Origin of the sequence: Mangrovibacter yixingensis (genome assembly GCF_020523985.1) — a bacterium.
GTDB classification, from domain to species: Bacteria; Pseudomonadota; Gammaproteobacteria; order Enterobacterales; family Enterobacteriaceae; genus Mangrovibacter; species Mangrovibacter yixingensis.
In genome coordinates this window covers 546,161-566,467 of record NZ_JAIVKM010000001.1, presented here as the reverse complement: position 1 = coordinate 566,467, position 20,307 = coordinate 546,161, and the positions used below count along the sequence as shown (strand labels likewise).

22 protein-coding genes are annotated in these 20,307 nt (G+C 49.8%); 19 read left to right on the top strand and 3 right to left on the bottom strand.

The window, feature by feature from the left end; genetic code table 11:
• Window positions 1–96: 96 nt before the first annotated feature.
• From LC084_RS02690 to LC084_RS02680, 3 genes are read left to right on the top strand one after another with little or no spacing between them, the layout of a single operon-like run.
• A complete protein-coding gene (locus LC084_RS02690) occupies window positions 97–837 on the top strand; it encodes an amino acid ABC transporter permease (RefSeq protein ID WP_226569135.1) in 741 nt (246 codons plus the stop codon).
• The gene (gltK, locus tag LC084_RS02685; protein ID WP_226569133.1) at window positions 837–1,511 is read left to right on the top strand and encodes a glutamate/aspartate ABC transporter permease GltK; all 675 of its coding nucleotides are present in this window, start codon (window positions 837–839) and stop codon (window positions 1,509–1,511) included. The genes LC084_RS02690 and gltK overlap by 1 nt, the downstream gene beginning before the upstream one ends.
• A complete protein-coding gene (locus LC084_RS02680; protein WP_226569132.1) occupies window positions 1,511–2,236 on the top strand; it encodes an amino acid ABC transporter ATP-binding protein in 726 nt (241 codons plus the stop codon). The genes gltK and LC084_RS02680 overlap by 1 nt, the downstream gene beginning before the upstream one ends.
• 155 nt (window positions 2,237–2,391) lie before the next feature.
• Here LC084_RS02680 and LC084_RS02675 read toward each other — a convergent pair whose 3' ends face one another.
• Window positions 2,392–2,874, bottom strand: coding sequence for a zinc ribbon-containing protein (locus tag LC084_RS02675; RefSeq protein ID WP_226569130.1), 483 nt, complete (start codon window positions 2,872–2,874; stop codon window positions 2,392–2,394).
• Between the two features lie 234 nt (window positions 2,875–3,108).
• Between LC084_RS02675 and leuS the strand changes: the two genes are divergently transcribed.
• The 4 genes from leuS to nadD are packed head-to-tail and all read left to right on the top strand — an operon-like array spanning window position 3,109 to window position 7,985.
• Window positions 3,109–5,691 (top strand): leucine--tRNA ligase, encoded by a 2,583-nt coding sequence (gene leuS, locus LC084_RS02670; protein WP_226569128.1) that lies wholly within the window; start codon window positions 3,109–3,111, stop codon window positions 5,689–5,691.
• Between the two features lie 14 nt (window positions 5,692–5,705).
• A complete protein-coding gene (lptE, locus tag LC084_RS02665; RefSeq protein WP_226569126.1) occupies window positions 5,706–6,305 on the top strand; it encodes an LPS assembly lipoprotein LptE in 600 nt (199 codons plus the stop codon).
• A complete protein-coding gene (holA, locus tag LC084_RS02660; protein WP_226569123.1) occupies window positions 6,305–7,336 on the top strand; it encodes a DNA polymerase III subunit delta in 1,032 nt (343 codons plus the stop codon). Before lptE ends, holA begins: the two co-directional genes overlap by 1 nt.
• Complete coding sequence (gene nadD / locus LC084_RS02655) at window positions 7,329–7,985, top strand: nicotinate-nucleotide adenylyltransferase (RefSeq protein WP_226569121.1); 657 nt, start codon at window positions 7,329–7,331, stop codon at window positions 7,983–7,985. The genes holA and nadD overlap by 8 nt, the downstream gene beginning before the upstream one ends.
• Here the strand turns inward: nadD and cobD are convergent.
• Window positions 7,971–9,059 (bottom strand): threonine-phosphate decarboxylase CobD, encoded by a 1,089-nt coding sequence (cobD, locus tag LC084_RS02650; RefSeq protein ID WP_226569119.1) that lies wholly within the window; start codon window positions 9,057–9,059, stop codon window positions 7,971–7,973. The two genes, nadD and cobD, sit on opposite strands and share 15 nt — an antisense overlap.
• Window positions 9,060–9,151: 92 nt before the next feature.
• On the opposite strand from cobD, the gene LC084_RS02645 reads away from it, so the two are divergent.
• The 12 genes from LC084_RS02645 to lipA all read left to right on the top strand — a co-directional run bounded on the left by LC084_RS02645 (window position 9,152) and on the right by lipA (window position 19,909).
• Window positions 9,152–9,757 carry an adenosylcobalamin/alpha-ribazole phosphatase gene (locus LC084_RS02645; protein ID WP_226569117.1) on the top strand — a complete coding sequence of 202 codons (606 nt, stop codon included), beginning with the start codon at window positions 9,152–9,154 and terminating at the stop codon, window positions 9,755–9,757.
• A 39-nt stretch (window positions 9,758–9,796) separates the two neighbouring features.
• Entirely contained in the window at window positions 9,797–10,021 is a 225-nt protein-coding gene (locus LC084_RS02640) for a hypothetical protein (protein WP_226569115.1), read from the top strand.
• Window positions 10,011–10,328: a ribosome silencing factor gene (gene rsfS, locus LC084_RS02635; protein ID WP_226569113.1), complete on the top strand. Its 318-nt coding sequence runs from the start codon at window positions 10,011–10,013 to the stop codon at window positions 10,326–10,328. Before LC084_RS02640 ends, rsfS begins: the two co-directional genes overlap by 11 nt.
• A 2-nt stretch (window positions 10,329–10,330) precedes the next feature.
• A complete protein-coding gene (gene rlmH, locus LC084_RS02630; protein ID WP_226569111.1) occupies window positions 10,331–10,801 on the top strand; it encodes a 23S rRNA (pseudouridine(1915)-N(3))-methyltransferase RlmH in 471 nt (156 codons plus the stop codon).
• Window positions 10,802–10,825: 24 nt separating this feature from the next.
• Entirely contained in the window at window positions 10,826–12,730 is a 1,905-nt protein-coding gene (mrdA, locus tag LC084_RS02625) for a peptidoglycan DD-transpeptidase MrdA (protein WP_226569109.1), read from the top strand.
• A gap of 3 nt (window positions 12,731–12,733) precedes the next feature.
• The gene (mrdB, locus tag LC084_RS02620) at window positions 12,734–13,846 is read left to right on the top strand and encodes a peptidoglycan glycosyltransferase MrdB (RefSeq protein ID WP_226569107.1); all 1,113 of its coding nucleotides are present in this window, start codon (window positions 12,734–12,736) and stop codon (window positions 13,844–13,846) included.
• A gap of 10 nt (window positions 13,847–13,856) precedes the next feature.
• Window positions 13,857–15,065, top strand: coding sequence for an endolytic peptidoglycan transglycosylase RlpA (gene rlpA, locus LC084_RS02615; protein ID WP_226569105.1), 1,209 nt, complete (start codon window positions 13,857–13,859; stop codon window positions 15,063–15,065).
• A 138-nt stretch (window positions 15,066–15,203) separates the two neighbouring features.
• A complete protein-coding gene (gene dacA / locus LC084_RS02610; RefSeq protein WP_226569103.1) occupies window positions 15,204–16,415 on the top strand; it encodes a D-alanyl-D-alanine carboxypeptidase DacA in 1,212 nt (403 codons plus the stop codon).
• Between the two features lie 101 nt (window positions 16,416–16,516).
• Entirely contained in the window at window positions 16,517–16,780 is a 264-nt protein-coding gene (gene ybeD / locus LC084_RS02605) for a DUF493 family protein YbeD (protein ID WP_036109542.1), read from the top strand.
• Window positions 16,781–16,879: 99 nt separating this feature from the next.
• Window positions 16,880–17,521 carry a lipoyl(octanoyl) transferase LipB gene (lipB, locus tag LC084_RS02600; RefSeq protein ID WP_226569101.1) on the top strand — a complete coding sequence of 214 codons (642 nt, stop codon included), beginning with the start codon at window positions 16,880–16,882 and terminating at the stop codon, window positions 17,519–17,521.
• Between the two features lie 260 nt (window positions 17,522–17,781).
• Window positions 17,782–18,759 (top strand): YbeF family transcriptional regulator, encoded by a 978-nt coding sequence (locus tag LC084_RS02595; protein ID WP_226569099.1) that lies wholly within the window; start codon window positions 17,782–17,784, stop codon window positions 18,757–18,759.
• A gap of 184 nt (window positions 18,760–18,943) precedes the next feature.
• Complete coding sequence (gene lipA / locus LC084_RS02590) at window positions 18,944–19,909, top strand: lipoyl synthase (RefSeq protein WP_226569097.1); 966 nt, start codon at window positions 18,944–18,946, stop codon at window positions 19,907–19,909.
• A 111-nt stretch (window positions 19,910–20,020) separates the two neighbouring features.
• Here the strand turns inward: lipA and tatE are convergent, their stop codons facing one another.
• On the bottom strand, window positions 20,021–20,236 hold the full coding sequence (gene tatE, locus LC084_RS02585; protein WP_226569095.1) for a twin-arginine translocase subunit TatE: 216 nt from the start codon (window positions 20,234–20,236) through the stop codon (window positions 20,021–20,023).
• Between the last annotated feature and the right edge of the window lie 71 nt (window positions 20,237–20,307).

The window sequence follows — 20,307 nt, the reverse complement described above, 5'->3', positions numbered from 1 at the left end:
ATGCGCCGGATGGTCGTTCCCCATCGGGCGTGAATAAGGTCTCTCATCAATCTTGGGGGGTAGCAATGCTACCCTCATTTTTTTCGGAGTTGAAATATGTCTATAAACTGGGACTGGGGAATCTTTTTTCAGCCTGCCCCTTTCGGGAACACCACCTATCTGGGCTGGTTATGGAGTGGTTTTCAGGTCACCATCGCGTTATCAATTTGCGCCTGGATAATCGCTTTTCTTGTCGGTTCATTCTTCGGGATCTTACGCACCGTACCTCATCGTGGCATTTCAGCCATTGGTACCTGCTATGTTGAGTTATTCCGTAATGTGCCACTCATTGTGCAATTCTTTACCTGGTACCTGGTCGTACCGGAATTGCTACCGGAAAACATCGGCATGTGGTTCAAGGCCGAACTGGATCCGAATATCCAGTTCTTCGTCTCGTCCATGCTATGCCTGGGTCTGTTTACTGCCGCTCGTGTTTGCGAGCAAGTCAGAGCAGCAATTCAGTCTTTACCCCGCGGGCAAAAGAACGCCGGGCTGGCAATGGGCCTGACCTTGCCGCAAACCTACCGTTATGTCCTGCTACCCAATGCTTACCGCGTTATTGTTCCACCAATGACATCAGAAATGATGAACCTGGTTAAAAACTCAGCTATCGCATCCACCATTGGCCTGATGGACATGGCAGCACAGGCAGGAAAACTGCTGGACTATTCCGCTCATGCATGGGAGTCCTTCACCGCCATCACGCTGGCCTATGTGCTCATCAATGCCGTCATTATGCTGGTGATGAACATTGTGGAACGCAAAGTGCGTTTGCCGGGTAATATGGGGAGCAAATAATGTACGAATTTGACTGGAGTTCTATTCCACCTTCCCTGCCTTTTTTAGCAGATGGCATGATTTTGACCTTCAAAATCACCCTGACTGCGATTATTGTCGGGATTGTGTGGGGGACTATGCTGGCAGTAATGCGCCTGTCCTCCTTTAAACCCATCGCCTGGTTTGCCAAAACCTATGTCAACGTGTTTCGCTCAATTCCGCTGGTTATGGTGTTGCTGTGGTTTTACCTGATTGTTCCAGGTTTCCTACAACAAGTCTTGGGTTTATCACCTAAAACTGATATCCGCCTGGTCTCAGCATTAGTGGCGTTTTCCATGTTCGAGGCCGCCTATTATTCAGAGATTATCCGCGCCGGGATTCAGAGCATTTCCCGCGGCCAATCCAGTGCATCACTGGCGCTGGGAATGACGCAATGGCAGACCATGCAATTAGTTATTCTGCCGCAGGCATTCCGTGCCATGGTGCCTTTGCTACTGACACAAGGCATTGTCCTGTTCCAGGATACATCGCTGGTGTATGTGCTTAGTCTGTCTGATTTTTTCCGCACCGCATCCACTATTGGAGAACGTGACGGCACCCAGGTTGAAATGGTGCTGTTTGCCGGTGCGGTCTATTTTGTAATAAGTCTCAGTGCCTCCTTGTTGGTCGGCTGGTTGAAGAAAAGGACTGTGTGATGATCTCCCTGAAAAATATTTCTAAATGGTACGGCCACTTTCAGGTACTGACCGATTGTTCGACTGAAGTGCAAAAAGGTGAAGTTGTGGTGGTCTGCGGCCCTTCAGGCTCAGGTAAATCCACTCTGATTAAAACCGTGAATGGCCTCGAACCTGTTCAGCAAGGTGAAATCGTTGTCAATGGCACCAAAGTGAATGACAAAAAAACCAACCTGGCGCAGTTACGCTCCCATGTTGGTATGGTTTTCCAACACTTTGAATTATTTCCGCACCTGTCGATTATCGATAACCTGACACTGGCGCAGGTGAAAGTGCTCAAGCGCGATAAAGCTGCCGCACGGGAAAAGGGCCTGAAACTGTTAGAACGTGTTGGTTTGTCTGCCCACGCCAACAAATATCCGGCACAGTTATCAGGTGGTCAGCAACAACGTGTGGCTATCGCCCGTGCATTGTGTATGGATCCTGTAGCCATGCTGTTTGACGAACCAACTTCCGCACTGGATCCAGAGATGATCAACGAAGTGCTGGATGTTATGGTTGAGCTGGCGAAAGAAGGTATGACGATGATGGTGGTGACTCACGAAATGGGCTTTGCCCGTAAAGTGGCAACCCGGGTTATCTTTATGGATGAAGGGAAAATTGTTGAAGATTCGCCCAAAGAAGCGTTCTTTGCCAATCCTCAATCCGAACGTGCAAAAGACTTCCTGGCTAAAATTATTCACTAATTTATCCCAGCCCACACAATAAAGACGCAGGCTGAAAGGTTTCCCCTTTCAGCCTCAGATTGATGAAGCGGGCGAAAATCAATGAATTGATTTTCCTGTTTTTTTATTGGGTCACATCCTCTGGCATTGTGCAGGCATGAGGTTTGTCATCAGCCTCAGGGATTAAATGGCTGGCGATGGAACTGGTTATGCCCGCATTTCGGGCAACGGGGCAATATATCCGGGGTATACACCGCCAGGTGATAATGGCAGTGTTCGCATACCAGATTACCCAGACCAACAACCTCACCACTGTGGTACACGCCGTGGCGGGTTAAATCTTCAAAAACATCATGCCATTCCAGTTGCGTTTTATCGGTAATATCCACGAGTTCTTGCCATAAACTCTCTTTAATCACACGCATAAAAACACTTTCGCTCACTTCTTGCTGGCTCTCCTGATAGCTCAGCGCGAACTCTTCTAAATCACGGCGTACCGCGCGCACCAGTTCATCCATTTCTGTACGCGTGAGTGTCCCAGTCTCACTCATATGGCGACGGGCGCTCGCCACCAGCGCGTCAATATCGCGCTCCCCATTACGTAATCGCTCACTCAAGGACGAAACAAGTTCACGGTAGTATTGCGCAACTTTATTCATGGCGCCTGTCTCCTGGACTTAACGTCTTCTAATAATAGACGTTATTCCGCCTCATCTATGTTTACCACCTCGCAACCGCACCAAATATTTCACACAGGCAATGGAGCAGGAAATCATTCTTAGGGGCATGGAAGTGCTGTTTTGCCGCGCCCTAATCGGCTATGCTATGCCGATCTGAAAAAACACACACAGGCTACATTTGTAGCTTTCTATAGCACAGGACCACTCGCAGCCATGCAAGAGCAATACCGCCCGGAAGAGATAGAATCCAACGTTCAGCTTCACTGGCAAGAGAAGCGTACATTCGAAGTAACTGAAGACGAGAGCAAAGAGAAGTATTACTGCCTGTCGATGCTTCCTTATCCTTCTGGTCGACTACACATGGGTCACGTGCGCAACTACACCATTGGTGATGTGGTTGCCCGTTATCAGCGCATGCTGGGTAAAAACGTCCTTCAGCCCATTGGCTGGGATGCATTTGGTCTGCCCGCCGAAGGTGCTGCGGTTAAAAACAACACAGCACCGGCACCCTGGACTTACGACAACATCGAATACATGAAAAACCAGCTTAAGACGCTGGGTTTTGGTTATGACTGGAGCCGTGAACTGGCCACCTGCAAACCGGAATATTACCGTTGGGAACAGCAGTTCTTCACCCAACTGTATAAAAAAGGCCTGGTTTACAAAAAAACCTCAGCAGTTAACTGGTGCCCGAACGACCAAACCGTACTGGCTAACGAACAAGTTATTGATGGTTGCTGCTGGCGTTGTGACACCAAAGTTGAGCGTAAAGAAATTCCGCAATGGTTTATTAAAATCACCGACTATGCAGAAGAGTTGCTTAACGACCTGGATAAACTGGATCACTGGCCAGATACCGTTAAAACCATGCAACGTAACTGGATTGGGCGTTCAGAAGGTGTGGAAATTACCTTTGACGTTGAAAACAGCGACCAAAAGCTGACCGTCTACACCACCCGTCCGGATACCTTTATGGGTGTCACTTATCTTGCCGTAGCAGCTGGCCACCCGCTGGCACAACAGGCAGCGCAAGGTAACGCAGAAATTACTACCTTTATTGACGAATGCCGTAATACCAAAGTTGCCGAAGCCGACATGGCGACCATGGAGAAAAAAGGCATCGCAACAGGCATTAACGCCATCCATCCGCTGACAGGCGAAGCTGTTCCGGTATGGATTGCTAACTTTGTCCTGATGGAATACGGCACTGGTGCAGTAATGGCAGTACCGGGGCACGATCAGCGTGACTGGGAATTTGCCAGCAAATACCAACTGGCAATCAAACCTGTCATTCTGGATGCCGAAGGTAATGCACCTGACCTGAGCACTGCAGCACACACCGAAAAAGGCGTACTGTTTAACTCCGGTGAATTTGATGGTCTGGACTTCCCAGCGGCCTTTAACGCCATCGCCGACAGCCTGGCTGCAAAAGGGGTTGGTGAGCGTAAAGTTAACTACCGCCTGCGTGACTGGGGGGTTTCCCGCCAGCGTTACTGGGGCGCGCCAATTCCAATGGTAACACTGGAAGACGGCACAGTGATTCCAACTCCAGAAGACCAGTTGCCAGTTATTCTGCCAGAAGACGTGGTAATGGATGGTATCACCAGCCCGATTAAAGCCGACCCTGAATGGGCGAAAACGACGGTAAACGGCCAGCCTGCACTGCGTGAAACCGATACCTTTGATACCTTTATGGAATCCTCATGGTATTACGCCCGTTATACCTGTGCACAATACGACAAAGGTATGCTGGACGAAAAAGCAGCAAACTACTGGCTGCCGGTTGACCTGTATGTAGGTGGTATTGAACACGCCATCATGCACCTGCTCTACTTCCGCTTCTTCCACAAACTGCTGCGCGATGCAGGTATGGTCACCTCCGATGAACCAGCCAAACAACTGCTGTGTCAGGGAATGGTACTGGCTGATGCCTTCTACTACACCGGTGCAAATGGTGAACGTAACTGGGTATCACCTGTTGATGCCATTACTGAACGTGACGAAAAAGGGCGTATCGTTAAAGCGACTGACAGCGCAGGCCATGAACTGGTTTACGCGGGCATGAGCAAAATGTCCAAGTCCAAAAACAACGGTATCGACCCGCAAGTCATGGTTGAACGTTATGGTGCCGACACCGTGCGCCTGTTCATGATGTTTGCTTCCCCGGCAGAAATGACGCTGGAATGGCAAGAATCTGGTGTTGAAGGGGCAAACCGCTTCCTGAAGCGTGTCTGGAAACTGGTATTTGAGCATACCGAAAAAGGTGCTGTTACTGCTTTGGATGTAGCTTCATTGTCAGAAGACCAGAAGGTGCTGCGCCGTGAATTGCACAAAACCATTGCTAAAGTGACCGATGACATTGGCCGCCGTCAGACCTTTAATACCGCAATTGCGGCCATTATGGAACTGATGAACCGCCTGGGTCGCGCTGCACAGGAAACTGAGCAGGACCGTGCTTTGATGCAGGAAGCTCTGATTGCGGTTGTTCGTATGCTTTATCCGTTTACGCCGCATATTTGCTTCAACATGTGGCAGGCACTGGGTTGTGAAGGTGATATCGATAACGCGGCCTGGCCAGTTGCTGATGAGCAAGCCATGGTTGAAGATACCCGCCTGGTTGTCGTTCAGGTTAATGGCAAAGTCCGCGGCAAAATCACCGTTCCGGCAGATGCAAACCAGGAACAGGTTCAGGCTAGTGCTGCTCAGGAACACCTGGTCGCGAAATACCTTGAAGGGGTAACCATCCGCAAGGTTATCTACGTGCCGGGTAAATTGCTGAACCTGGTTGTTGGTTAAACGCAGGAGGACGTGTGAGATATTTGCTCACTATATTCTTAAGTATGGCGGTGCTGGTCACCGCCGGGTGTGGCTGGCACCTGCGGGGTACTTCCGCGGTGCCAACCAGCATGCAAACGTTGATTCTGAATTCAAGTGACCCGAATGGCCCGTTGGGACGTGCGGTACGCAACCAGTTGCGTCTTAATAACGTGACAATTGTGGAAGCCTCTTCTGTTCGCCAGGACATCCCTTCCTTGCGTCTGGGTGGTGCGGCAATACACAAAGACACCGCGTCAATTTTTCAGAATGGGCAAACTGCGGAATACCAGATGGTAATGACAGTGAACGCAACTGTATTGATCCCTGGGCATGGTATTTACCCCATTTCAACCAAGGTGTTCCGTTCATTCTTCGATAACCCCCTCACTGCACTGGCAAAAAGCGCAGAGCAGGATCTTATCGTGAAGGAAATGTACGACAAAGCTGCAGAGCAACTGGTGCGTAAACTGATGTCGGTACAGACGAAGGACCAAGAGAGAAACAGCGAAACCAGCAACTCGACAGCGACTCAACCCTCCGCTGTAACATCCCCCAGCCCGTCGTCCACGTTGACGCCAGCTACCGCTCAATAATGGTTAAGTTGTATCCAGAACAACTCAGTACGCAGCTCAATGATGGGCTGCGTACTGTTTGGTTATTAGCGGGCAATGATCCTTTGCTGTTGCAGGAATGCCAGCAGGCTATTCTGAATGCAGCCAAAACCCAGGGCTTCGAAGAACACTACAGTGCGCAAATCGACGCATCTACAGACTGGCAGGACTTGTTCACACGTTGCCAGTCTCTGAGCCTGTTTTCCAGCCGCCAGTCTTTGGTTTTACAATTACCGGAGAATGGCCCAAACGCAGCTATCAATGCGCAACTGGAAACTCTGGTTAGCCTGTTACATGAAGATTTATTACTGATAATTCGTGGGAATAAGCTCACCAAAGCACAGGAAAATGCAGCCTGGTTTACAGCAGTAAATGCACAGGCAGCTCAAGTCACCTGCCAGACACCAGAACAAGCTCAACTCCCCCGCTGGCTTGATGCACGCGCCAAACAGATGAAGCTCTCCCTGGATAAAGCCGCCAACCAGTTACTCTGCTATTGTTATGAAGGTAACTTACTGGCTCTGGCGCAGGCACTTGACCGGCTGGCTCTGCTCTGGCCAGATGGCAAACTGACGCTACCCCGCGTTGAACAGGCCGTCAATGATGCCGCCCACTTTACGCCCTGGCACTGGGTTGATGCATTGTTGGCAGGTAAAAGCAAACGCGCGTTACATATTCTGAACCAACTCCAGCGCGAAGGTGACGAACCCGTCATACTGGTGCGCACTATTCAGCGTGAACTGCTGCTGATGGTAAACCTGAAGCGCCAGTCCCCCCAGATACCACTGCGTACCTTGTTCGACCAGCATCGTGTTTGGCAAAACCGTAGGGGCTTGCTGACTGAGGCATTGAACCGTCTACAGTCTGAACAACTGTTTCAGGCTGTGAAGTTATTAAGCCAGACCGAGCTGACTCTTAAACAGGATTTTGGTCAGGATATTTGGCCATCACTCGCGGCGCTATCACTTTTACTCTGCCACGGCGCACTACCCGATACTTTTATTCATGGCTGACTCTTTCCCTGAACTCATAGCGCTCTATGGCGGCACTTTTGACCCGGTGCACTACGGGCACATCAAGTCTGTTATTGCCATGGCAAAAGCGGCACAACTTAAACAGGTCATCGTCCTGCCCAACAATGTGCCGCCACACCGCCCACAACCCGAAGCAAGTAGTGAACAGCGTAAAACCATGGTGAAACTGGCAGTAGCAGATAACCCACTGTTTACTGTGGATTGCCGTGAGCTGGAGCGGGACACACCCTCCTGGACGGTTGCCACACTGGAAACCTTTCGACGTGAATATGGCCCGGAGCAACCACTCGCTTTTATTATTGGCCAGGATTCCCTGTTAACGCTCCACAAGTGGTACCAGCACGAAAAAATTCTGTCGTTATGCCATTTATTAGTATGCAGACGCCCAGGTTACCCATTAACCCTGCCTGAGCCAGGCCGCCAGCAATGGCTGGAAGATAACCTGGTAACCGAGGCCAGCCAGCTCCACCAGGCACCTGGTGGCTCAATTTTCCTTGCCGATACCCCAGAGTATGCAATCTCGGCAACGGACATTCGTACCCGTTTGGCTAACAACACCCCGTGTGATGACTTATTACCAGACAGCGTGCTGGGCTACATCCGCCGCGAGCATTTATACCAAAGCTGACATCACCAGATGTAACGCATCCAGCAATGACTGGTTCGCTGCGCGTGACTTCACTGCAACACGGTAGTAGCGCGCATCGAGCCCTGGGTAGTTGGCACATGATCGAATCAAAATACCGGCCTGTTCCAATAGCGCCCACTGTAAATCCAGGTCAGGTACATCACAGCGGAAAAATAAATAGTTCGCCTGTGGTTCCCAGGAATGAAGGCCGGGCACAGCACTTATTGCCTGATGTAACCACTGATTCTCTGCGCGCACCCACTGCCATGTTTCTTGTTGATAATCCGTTTCGTGCAACACCTGCTCACCAGCAATAGCAGCCAGAGTATTAATACTCCAGGGAGCGCGTTTTTCCCGTAGCGAGGCCATCGATGCAGCGTTGCTACTCAATGCATACCCCAGACGCAGCCCAGGAATCGCATAAAATTTCGTCATTGAACGCAACACCCATACCCACGGCATACTCCCCAGAACAGGTATAAACCCAGGCTGTTGCGGGACAAAATCAAGAAACGCTTCATCAACAATTAACCAAATATGATTTTCCGCGCATACCCTGGCAATACGTTCCAGCAATGGCCAGTCCGGCAGTAACCCCGTGGGGTTATTTGGCGTACACAAAAACACACAATCCAGTTCAGGTGTTAACGCACCAAGAATACCGTCATCAAGCTGCCAACCGCTGCTTTCCTGCAACCACCAGGTATGCACCTGGCACCCAACCAGAGCCAGTGCCCGTTGATACTCTGCAAACCCAGGAGACACCACTAAAGCCTGTTTTGGCTCCAACGTTTTCACCAGGTCAAAAATCAACTCAGTTTCCCCGTTACCAGCCTGTACCCAGCCTGGCGGTACTGAGTGATAAGCAGCCAGCGCCTGGTGTAGTGATTGATAGTCGACATCCGGATACTGCTCCAGTTTATCCAGTGATTCCGCCAGCCGATGTCGTAAACCCAACGGCATCCCAAGAGGGTTAATGTTGGCACTGAAATCCAACAGCGCACTCTCATCAATCCCTAAATACTGCGCAACTTCGCGTCTATTTCCACCATGCTGGCTCGTGAAACGGGACATAATTTTTCCTTTTATTGAAAGCGTTATCATAGCGGAAACTTGCGCGCTATTAGATAATGCGGTCTGGACCGCAATCATTGCAGGAGAGGAACATGCGTTTATGGCTGGTACGGCACGGGCAAACTGAAGCAAATACCCGGCAGCTTTTCTGTGGTAAAAGTGAGTCTCCACTAACGCCAACCGGCATTGGGCAGGCATGTGTTGTTGCCAACCTGCTACGCAATGTGCCCTTCGACCATGTGCTGATGAGCGAACGAGAACGTGCTCGCCACACAACACAACTGCTCCTGCAACCGCATCACCCACAACCACGCACCAGCGCTCTACTCAACGAAATGGATTTTGGTGCCTGGGAAATGCAGCACCATAGTACGCTGATTGAACACGATAAACAGTACCAGGCCTGGTGTGCCGACTGGCAGCATGTCACTCCGCCGGAAGGGGAAAGTTTTGCCATGTTTACTGAACGTGTTGCAAAACTTGCCCAGGCGGCACGTTCATTACAGGCTGATAACCTGCTTCTGGTCAGCCATCAGGGGGTAATTAGCATGTTGCTGGCACAACTACTGAATATGCCCCCCGCCGCTATGTGGCACTTTGCAATCGAACAGGGAGCATGGAGCCGTATCGACCTGAAAGGCGATTATGCAACCCTGCGCTATCTCAATAACCATGGAAATAGTACGCATAATGATTAACCCTCCCGCCGTACCACGGCTTATGGGCCAATTCTGGCATTGACACCCCTTGTCAGCCTGTTATTCTCCGCAGCCAGAATTGCCTGCACCGCCATTTCAAAATTGTTTTACAAAAATGGCGATGCATTCCAGCCCGGCCAGTGGGAAGATAGCTCGCCTGGCGTAATGCTGCTGGCCGGCCAGTCAGGCCTGAGCCATCAGTGTGGTATCATGCAGGCACTATCACCTATTGTTAATCCACCAGGGGGAACACTTGCAGGGTAAAGCACTCCAGGACTTTATTGTCGACAAAATTGATGATCTGAAAGGTCAGGACATTATTGCCATTGATGTTAAAGGCAAATCCAGTATCACTGACTGTATGATTATTTGTACCGGTACATCCAGCCGCCATGTCATCTCCATTGCCGATCATGTTGTTCAGTCTTCGCGTCAGGCAGGGCTGCAGCCACTGGGAGTGGAAGGTGAGAACGGTGCTGACTGGGTTGTCGTAGACCTGGGCGATGTGATTGTGCACGTTATGCAGGAAGAAAGCCGTCACCTGTATGAACTGGAAAAACTCTGGAGTTAAGTGTGAAGCTTCAGTTAGTTGCCGTCGGGACCAAAATGCCCGACTGGGTGCAAACCGGTTTTAGTGAATACCTGCGTCGCTTTCCTAAGGATATGCCTTTCGAATTGGTTGAAGTACCAGCGGGCAAGCGAGGTAAGAATGCGGATATTAAACGTATTCTCGAGAAAGAAGGCGAAGCCATGCTGGCTGCTGCCGGAAAAGGTAACCGAATCGTCACTCTGGATATCCCTGGAAAACCCTGGGATACACCACAACTGGCTGAGCAACTTGAACGCTGGAAGCAGGATGGGCGAGATGTCAGCTTATTAATTGGCGGCCCAGAAGGTCTTTCTCCTGCATGTAAAGCAGCAGCAGAACAAAGTTGGTCTCTTTCCACCCTGACACTGCCGCACCCACTGGTGCGCGTGTTAGTCGCGGAGAGTTTGTACAGGGCGTGGAGTATAACCACGAATCATCCCTATCATCGTGAGTAATGCACCAGGTAGATTAAGCAGCGGATGAAATTACAGGATTCTTTTCGCGATTATACGGCTGAGTCCGCGCTTTTTGTGCGCAGGGCATTAGTTGCCTTTGTTGGTATTCTGGCGCTGACAGGGGTGCTGATAGCCAACCTCTATAATCTGCAAATCGTCCGGCATGATGACTACCAAACCCGCTCGAACGAAAACCGTATCAAGCTGGTTCCCATCGCACCGACACGCGGCATTATCTATGACAGGAACGGTACGCCACTGGCGCTCAACCGTACCATTTACCAATTAGAGATGATGCCTGAAAAAGTGGACAGTGTGCAGGGTACACTGGATGCATTGCGCCCGGTAGTCAACCTGACTGACGATGATATCGCCAACTTCAAGAAAGAACGTGCACGCTCACACCGATTCACATCCATTCCCGTAAAAGTAAACCTGAACGAAGAACAGGTTGCTCGCTTTGCAGTCAACCAGTATCGCTTTCCGGGTGTTGAAGTAAAAGGCTACAAACGCCGCTACTATCCCTATGGTTCCGCCCTGACTCATGTCATTGGTTATGTCTCCAAAATCAACGACCGGGATGTTGACCGCCTGGATAAAGCCGGAAAACTGGCAAACTATGCTGCGACCCACGATATCGGCAAATTAGGCATTGAACGCTACTATGAAGACTTGCTCCATGGCCAAACCGGTTATGAAGAAGTCGAAGTCAATAACCGTGGGCGTGTCATTCGCCAGTTAAAAGAAGTACCGCCTCAGGCAGGCCACGATATTTACCTGACGCTCGACTTCCAGTTGCAAAGTTATATTGAAACACTGCTGGCAGGCAGCCGGGCCGCAACCATTGTGACAGACCCGCGTACAGGGGCCATTTTGGCTCTGGTTTCGATGCCAAGCTATAACCCGAACCTGTTTGTCGATGGGATTTCATCTAAAGATTATTCTGCCCTGTTGCACGACCCGGACACGCCTCTCGTTAACCGTGCGACACAGGGAATCTACCCACCGGCATCCACTGTCAAACCTTATGTTGCTGTATCTGCTCTGACAGCCGGGGTCATTACCCACAGCACCAGCTTGTTTGACCCAGGATGGTGGCAACTTCCAGGTTCCGAAAAACGCTATCGCGACTGGAAAAAATGGGGGCACGGGCATCTTAACGTTACCAAGGCGCTCGAAGAATCTGCCGATACCTTCTTCTACCAGGTGGCCTATGATATGGGGATCGATCGCCTGTCTGAATGGATGGGTAAATTTGGTTACGGCCACCTGACGGGTATTGACCTGGCGGAAGAACGCTCAGGCAACATGCCAACCCGCGAATGGAAATTCAAACGGTTCAAAAAACCCTGGTACCAGGGAGATACCATCCCGGTAGGGATTGGCCAGGGCTACTGGACAGCCACACCAATACAGATGAACAAAGCGCTGATGACACTGATTAACAATGGGGTCATTAAAACGCCGCATTTGCTGATGGATACTGTCGTAGATGGTAAGAAAGTCCCCTGGAGCCAAAAAGAAGATGGGCACATTGGCGATATTCACTCAGGTTTTTGGGAAATCGCCAAAGACGGAATGTATGGTGTAGCAAACCGGCCTAACGGTACCGCACACCGTTATTTCGCGGGTGCCCCTTATAAAATCGCCGCAAAATCAGGGACTGCACAGGTCTTTGGCCTGAAAGCCAACGAGACCTATAACGCCCACAAAATTTCTGAACGCTTGCGTGACCATAAACTGATGACCGCGTTTGCACCTTATGATAATCCACGCGTCGCGGTTTCTATTATTCTGGAAAACGGCGGCGCAGGCCCGGCAGTTGGTACTGTCGTTCGGCAAATCCTCGATCATATTATGCTCGGCGATAACAATACCGCCCTACCAACTGACTCCCCTGCCCAACACGCTGCCGGAGAGGATCAATAACCCATGACTGACAACCCGAATAAAAAGTCCCTGTGGGATAAGATACACATCGATCCCTTTCTGATGGTCACTATCCTGGCACTGCTATTGTACAGCGCACTGGTCGTCTGGAGTGCCAGCGGGCAAGACCCTGGAATGATGGAACGTAAAATCGCCCAGATTTGTATGGGGCTGGTCATCATGATAGTGCTGGCCCAGGTGCCCCCGCGGGTTTATGAAGGCTGGGCGCCCTGGTTATACATTTTCTGCATCGTTTTATTAGTTGCCGTTGATGCCTTTGGTGCCATTTCCAAAGGGGCCCAACGTTGGTTGGATCTGGGGGTTGTACGTTTCCAGCCATCAGAAATTGCCAAAATTGCGGTTCCTCTTATGGTAGCCCGATTCATTAACCGCGATGTCTGCCCGCCCACACTCAAAAACACCGCCATTGCGCTGGCGTTGATCTTTATGCCCACCTTGTTGGTTGCCGCTCAGCCAGACTTGGGGACATCCATCCTGATTGCCGCATCGGGTATCTTTGTACTATTCCTGTCCGGGATGAGTTGGCGCTTGATTGGCATTGCCGTGATATTAGTGGCGGCATTTATTCCCGTACTGTGGTTCTTCCTGATGCATGATTACCAACGTGCTCGTGTCATGATGCTGCTCAACCCAGAGAGTGACCCGCTGGGCGCTGGCTACCACATTATTCAGTCTAAAATTGCGATTGGTTCCGGCGGTTTGCGCGGCAAAGGCTGGCTGCACGGTACTCAATCCCAATTGGAGTTTTTGCCAGAGCGCCATACCGACTTCATTTTTGCCGTACTGGCTGAAGAGTTAGGGTTGGTTGGGGTGCTGGTCTTGTTAGCACTGTATTTATTGCTGATTATGCGGGGATTGTGGATTGCCGCACATGCACAGACTACATTTGGCCGTGTGATGGCCGGTGGGCTGATGTTGATTTTGTTTGTTTATGTCTTTGTTAATATTGGTATGGTTAGTGGAATTTTACCTGTGGTGGGTGTTCCCCTGCCGCTGGTAAGTTATGGTGGTTCCGCACTTATCGTACTCATGGCGGGGTTTGGTATTGTTATGTCGATACATACCCATCGAAAACTGTTATCGAAAAACGTATAAGAGGTAAGTGATGCGCAAGCAATGGCCTGGAGTTTGTGTTGCCGCACTTTTACTGGCAGCCTGTAGTGGGGAGCAACAGCAGGCAGGTGTTGAACAAGTGCCTGCCACGCCAGTATGTAATGGACCAACCGTGGAGGTTTCTGGTGCCGAACCGCACTATGAAACCCCGTCAGCTACAGCAAACCAAAACTACCAACGAGATGGGCGGACTTATACTATTGTCCAGGACCCGTCTCGTTTCAGTCAGAGCGGCCTTGCAGCTATTTATGATGCCGAACCTAACAGCAACCTGACCGCTTCAGGAGAAGTGTTCGACCCAACTCAGCTCACGGCTGCACACCCAACATTGCCAATCCCCAGCTATGCGCGGATTACCAACCTTGCCAACGGTAGAATGTTGATTGTTAAAATCAATGATCGAGGCCCTTATGATGACGGGCGCGTTGTTGCATTATCCCGCGCAGCAGCCGACCGTTTGAATATGTCCAATAATACGCGCGTGCGTATCGACCCGATTCTGGTTGCTCAGGATGGCACAATGTCTGGCCCGGGTATGGCATGTATTACTGTTGCCAAACAAACTTACGCCTTACCCGCCCGCCCGAACCTCGACTCCGGGTTAGGTAGCGCATCCTCTGCTGTTCCAGCGGCACAACCGCAAAACAGTAACGTGCAGGCTATCAGTAACAGTACACTCCAGCCACAAAATACCAGTACACAAACACAAAGTAGCGGTTTCCTGGCACCAGCATCACAGGCGACTACCGGTACAGGCGTAACATCTTCTGGTAGCACAACTGTTGCTACTGGTGCGGCTACATCGCAAATGATTACCCCATCAGATCAGACCTCTTCTGCTACAAGCTCTGCAGCGACAGAACCGGCACCAACGCCAGTTAACCCGGCCCTGGGCCTGCGTAGCGATCCCGTCACAGCGCCAGGCTCCATTCAAGGAAATGTTGCCGGGCGCAGTGCAAGTACAGCCACTGGTGGTTATGTTGTCCAGGTTGGTGCTGTAAGTGATGCAGGCCGGGCTCAACAATGGCAGCAAAAGCTCAGCCAGCAATTTAGTGTCCCAGGTTTGGTAACACCGAATGGCGCTATCTGGCGGGTGCAACTTGGGCCATTTGCCAGCCGTAGCCAGGCCATCAGCCTGCAACAACGCTTGCTTAACGAGGCACAACAGCAATCATTTATTACGGCTGCCCCGGCACAATAAGTGCTACTGGCACCAGTTTTGTCAATTTGCGTAAGTAACATTAACAAACTCATGTGCAAAGTCTGGTGCCAGGTAAAAAACCATTTGTTATAGTAAGTCACTTTTTTTAATTCCATCACGGATGTTGCTGTTCTGACCATGAATACCACTTTCTCTGCTTCTGCTGTAAAGCGTATTGCCTTTGGGGCTGCGTTAACACTGGCCGCTACTGGGTTAGCCAGGGCTGATGACCTGAACATCAAAACGATGATTCCTGGCGTACCGCAAATAGACGCTGAATCATACATTCTTATTGATTACAACTCAGGCAAAGTGCTTGCCGAGCAAAATGCTGACGAACGCCGCGATCCGGCAAGCCTGACCAAAATGATGACCAGCTATGTTATTGGTCAGGCAATGAAAGCAGGTAAGTTCGATGAAAACGCTGTGGTCACTATCGGGAAAGATGCCTGGGCAACAGGTAATCCGGTATTCCAGGGCTCATCTCTGATGTTTCTTAAACCCGGCATGCAGGTTCCTGTTTCTCAGTTAATTCGCGGGATTAACCTGCAATCAGGGAACGATGCTTGTGTGGCAATGGCAGATTTTGTCGCGGGTAGCCAGGATGCCTTCGTTGGCCTGATGAACAGCTACGTCAATGCACTGGGCATGAAAAACACCCATTTCCAGACAGTGCATGGTTTGGACGCAGATGGCCAGTACAGCTCCGCACGTGATATGGCGTTACTGGGCCAGGCGTTGATTCGCGATGTGCCAAACGAATATGCAGTCTACAAAGAGAAAGAATTCACCTTTAATGGCATTCGCCAGATGAACCGTAACGGTTTGCTCTGGGATAAAAGCCTGAATGTGGATGGCATCAAAACAGGCCATACAAGTAAAGCAGGCTATAACCTGGTTGCTTCAGCCACTGATGGCAATATGCGTCTCATCTCCGCAGTTATGGGCGGCCGGACATTTAAAGGCCGTGAAGTGGAAAGTAAAAAACTGCTGACCTGGGGTTTCCGCTTCTTTGAATCTGTTAACCCTATCAAAGCAGGTAAAGAATTTGCCTCTGAGCCAGTATGGTTTGGTGACAGCGACCGTGCATCGTTGGGTGTGGATAAAGACGTTTGGCTGACGATTCCTCGTGGGCGAATGAAAGATCTGAAAGCCAGCTATGTGCTGAATAACACCGAACTCCATGCGCCACTGCAGAAAAATCAGGTGGTCGGTACCATTAACTTCCAGCTAGATGGTAAAACAATTGACCAGCGCCCACTGGTTGTCCTGAATGAAATTCAGGAAGGCAACTTCTTTGGCCGCATGATTGATTATATCAAACTGATGTTCCACCACTGGTTTGGTTAAAAATCGCACACTTGAAAGTGTGACGGCTGCCCCCATATACTATGTAACACTGGAACTCCCGCTCAGGCGGGAGTTCGTTTTTTATTTTTGCTGGAGCTGACATGAAAACCAAACTGAATGAACTCCTCGAGTTCCCCTGCCCCTTTACCTACAAAGTAATGGGTCTGGCTCAACCTGAACTGGTGGACAGGGTAGTTGAGGTTGTGCAACGTCATGCGCCTGGTGACTACACCCCTCAAATCAAACCCAGCAGTAAAGGTAACTACCATTCCGTATCTATCACTATTACGGCAACCCACGTTGAGCAAGTAGAAACGCTTTACGAAGAACTGGGTAAAATCGAAATTGTCCGTATGGTTCTGTGACCGAACGTGATTCCCTGATGCCCGGCCGAAGGTCGGGTATTTGTTTGTTCCGCTATGTTATACTGACCGCCTGTATTCCTCACTCCGGAGACATCGGTTTTGTCTCAAGATACCATTCTGATTCGCCACCTTGGCCTGCAGCCATATGAGCCTGTATCACTCGCCATGCATCAGTTTACTGATACACGTGATGAAAATACCCCGGATGAAATTTGGCTGGTAGAGCACCACCCTGTATTTACTCAAGGGCAGGCAGGAAAAGCTGAACACCTGCTCGCCACTGGAGATATTCCCGTTATCCAGAGCGACCGCGGTGGCCAGGTCACTTACCATGGTCCGGGCCAACAAGTCATGTATGTGCTGCTCAACCTTAAACGGCGAAAACTTGGCGTCCGGGAACTGGTCACAGTTCTGGAGCAATGTGTGGTGAACACGCTTGCGGTACTGGATATCCACGCTCACGCTCGCCCCGACGCACCAGGTGTCTATGTAGGGGACGATAAAATCTGTTCACTTGGGCTGCGTATCCGCAAAGGGTGTTCATTCCATGGGCTGGCGCTGAATATTAACATGGATCTCACACCTTTTTTGCGCATTAATCCTTGTGGTTATGCTGGTATGAAAATGACCCAGGTCAACCAATTTCGTCCTGGCGCGCAAGTTGCAGATATTCAACCAATATTGTTGGATAATTTTTTGCGTTTACTGGGTAATCCGCCTATTTGTATTGCCAATGAATAATCCAGAAAACCGAAACAAGAATGATTTTGTTTCGGTTTATTAGATTATTTAATTGTTTTTTACCTTTCCCTATTTTTTTGCTTAATCGGCACTTTACGTCTACCTTTTATTCATGTTGTGCAAGCACTTAGCACGACTGCAAACTTATATAAAAAGTGCTTTGCCGTTTTGTCTTTCAAAACGGCCATATTTGCTTGTGCCCAAAACAAACGAAGTTTTTTTCAGCAAACAGACAACACATTCTAAAAATGGGAGAAAGAATGAATAACACTGGCAAGGATAATAATTTACTTTCCCGTTCAAATAGTGCACGCCTGAGTGGTTTCCAGGCACTGCGAACGATTGACCTTAACTTATTGACAGTATTTGAAGCAGTTTACATTCACAAAGGCATTGTCAACGCGGCAAGAGCGTTAAATCTAACGCCTTCTGCTATTAGTCAGTCTATTCAAAAACTGCGTAATGTTTTTCCTGATCCGCTGTTTGTTCGCAATGGGCAGGGGATTATGCCAACCAGTTATGCTGCCCATCTGCATGAATATATCAGCCAGGGGTTATCATCTATACTGGGGGCTTTAGAGTTTAATGAAGTCAGTAATGCGCAACGCACCATTACCATAGCTACCCACCCTTCTGTTGGGGCGCTGGTTATGCCTACCATTTATAAAGCTATCCATCACCGTTGCCCCAATATCAACATAAATAATGTCCCAATATCGCAGGCGGAAACGCAACTCAGCCAACTTCAGGCGGATATGGTGATAGACACCCGCAGGCCGGTCATGAGCAAAATAGGTAGCTTTCGCTTGTTTGAAGAACGTGTAGTGATAGTCTGCCGCAGTGATCACCCAGCATTAACTGATGAAGTATCGTTAGATTTACTCAGCCAGCAGCAGCAAACCATGCTGGTGTTACAGGATGATATTTTACCCGATGTGCGTAATGTAGTGGAGCAAGCGTTCCCTGACAGGCAAATCACTTTCAGCAGCTACAACGTACTAACACTGGCGGCCATGCTGGCAAACAGCGACCTGGTTGGGTTTATGTCATCGGGCCTCTATCATATGTTCCGGGATAACTGGAACCTGCGTGAAATCGAGTGCGAAGGATTTACGGGTGGAAAATTCGAAACCCACCTGTTTTATAACAAGCTCAGCCAGCATGACGAAGTATTGCGAAACTGCATGGAAACTATTCAGGGCGCGTTTGTGCAAAAACATGGTGAAGCAATCCTCTAACCGACAAACGCACAAAATAACAACTTATTTACACTAAAATCACGTTTTGAACGCCTGGCAGGCTGCTTTCACAGCACTATAAATGTTATACTGCCTGCCATTAATTCAAAAATAGTTGATAAATACAACATTTGATTGAATTGAAACGTTTTCACTCGATATCCGCAACTGGAATACGCACGCTATGAGTAAACCCATTGTCATGGAACGCGGTGTTAAATACCGGGATGCCGACAAAATGGCGCTAATCCCGGTGAAAAACGTCGCCACTGAACGCCAGGAGCTGTTAAGAAAGCCGGAGTGGATGAAAATCAAACTCCCGGCGGACTCCACCCGTATTCAGGGTATCAAAGCTGCCATGCGTAAAAATGGCCTTCACTCTGTCTGTGAAGAAGCATCTTGCCCTAACCTTGCCGAGTGCTTCAACCACGGCACGGCTACGTTTATGATTCTTGGTGCTATTTGTACCCGTCGCTGCCCATTCTGTGACGTTGCCCATGGGCGTCCTGTAGCACCCGATGCCGGTGAAGCAGAAAAACTGGCCCGCACAATTGCTGATATGGGGCTGCGTTATGTGGTTGTAACTTCGGTTGACCGTGACGACCTGCGTGACGGAGGTGCACAGCACTTTGCCGATTGTATCTCTGCAATTCGCCGTGAAAGCCCGACGATTAAAATTGAAACACTGGTACCTGATTTCCGTGGAAGAATGGACCGTGCACTGGAAATTCTTACTGCTACCCCGCCAGATGTTTTCAACCATAACCTGGAAAACGTCCCTCGCCTGTACCGCCAGGTACGACCGGGAGCGGATTACAACTGGTCTCTAAAATTACTCGAACGCTTCAAAGAAGCACACCCGGAAATCCCGACCAAATCGGGTCTGATGGTTGGGCTGGGAGAAACGAACGAAGAAATTATTGAAGTCATGCGTGACTTGCGCCGCCATGGTGTAACTATGCTCACATTGGGGCAATACCTGCAGCCAAGCCGCCATCACCTACCGGTTCAGCGTTATGTCAGCCCAGAAGAGTTTGACGAAATGAAAGCTGAAGCAATGGCAATGGGCTTCACGCACGCGGCCTGTGGCCCATTTGTGCGCTCGTCTTACCACGCTGACTTACAGGCTCGTGGCGAAGAAGTGAAATAAACCCACCGCTTTCTATAAAAAAACCGGCACAGGCCGGTTTTTTTGTCTTTGTATTCTGTTCAGAAATTCAAGGCATACAGCAGCCTGCATGCCATTTCATAGAACACAAAGCTACTCTTTGTTGTTCAAACGCTCACGTAATTCTTGTGCGTCATTTTTCTCGCCAGTGGCAATTGCCTGATTATTATCGTCTTCGCTCATGGCCTTTTTGAAACCTTTGACCGCAGAGCCCAGGTCGCTCCCCAGGGTACGTAACTTCTTGGTGCCGAAAAGCAACACGATCAACGCACCGACAACCAGCAATTTAGTAATACTTATCTCACCCATACTTACCTTCTTAATCTTCAGCCATACTCATTCGTAATGCGCCACACCCACCACAGTGCATTACCTACATG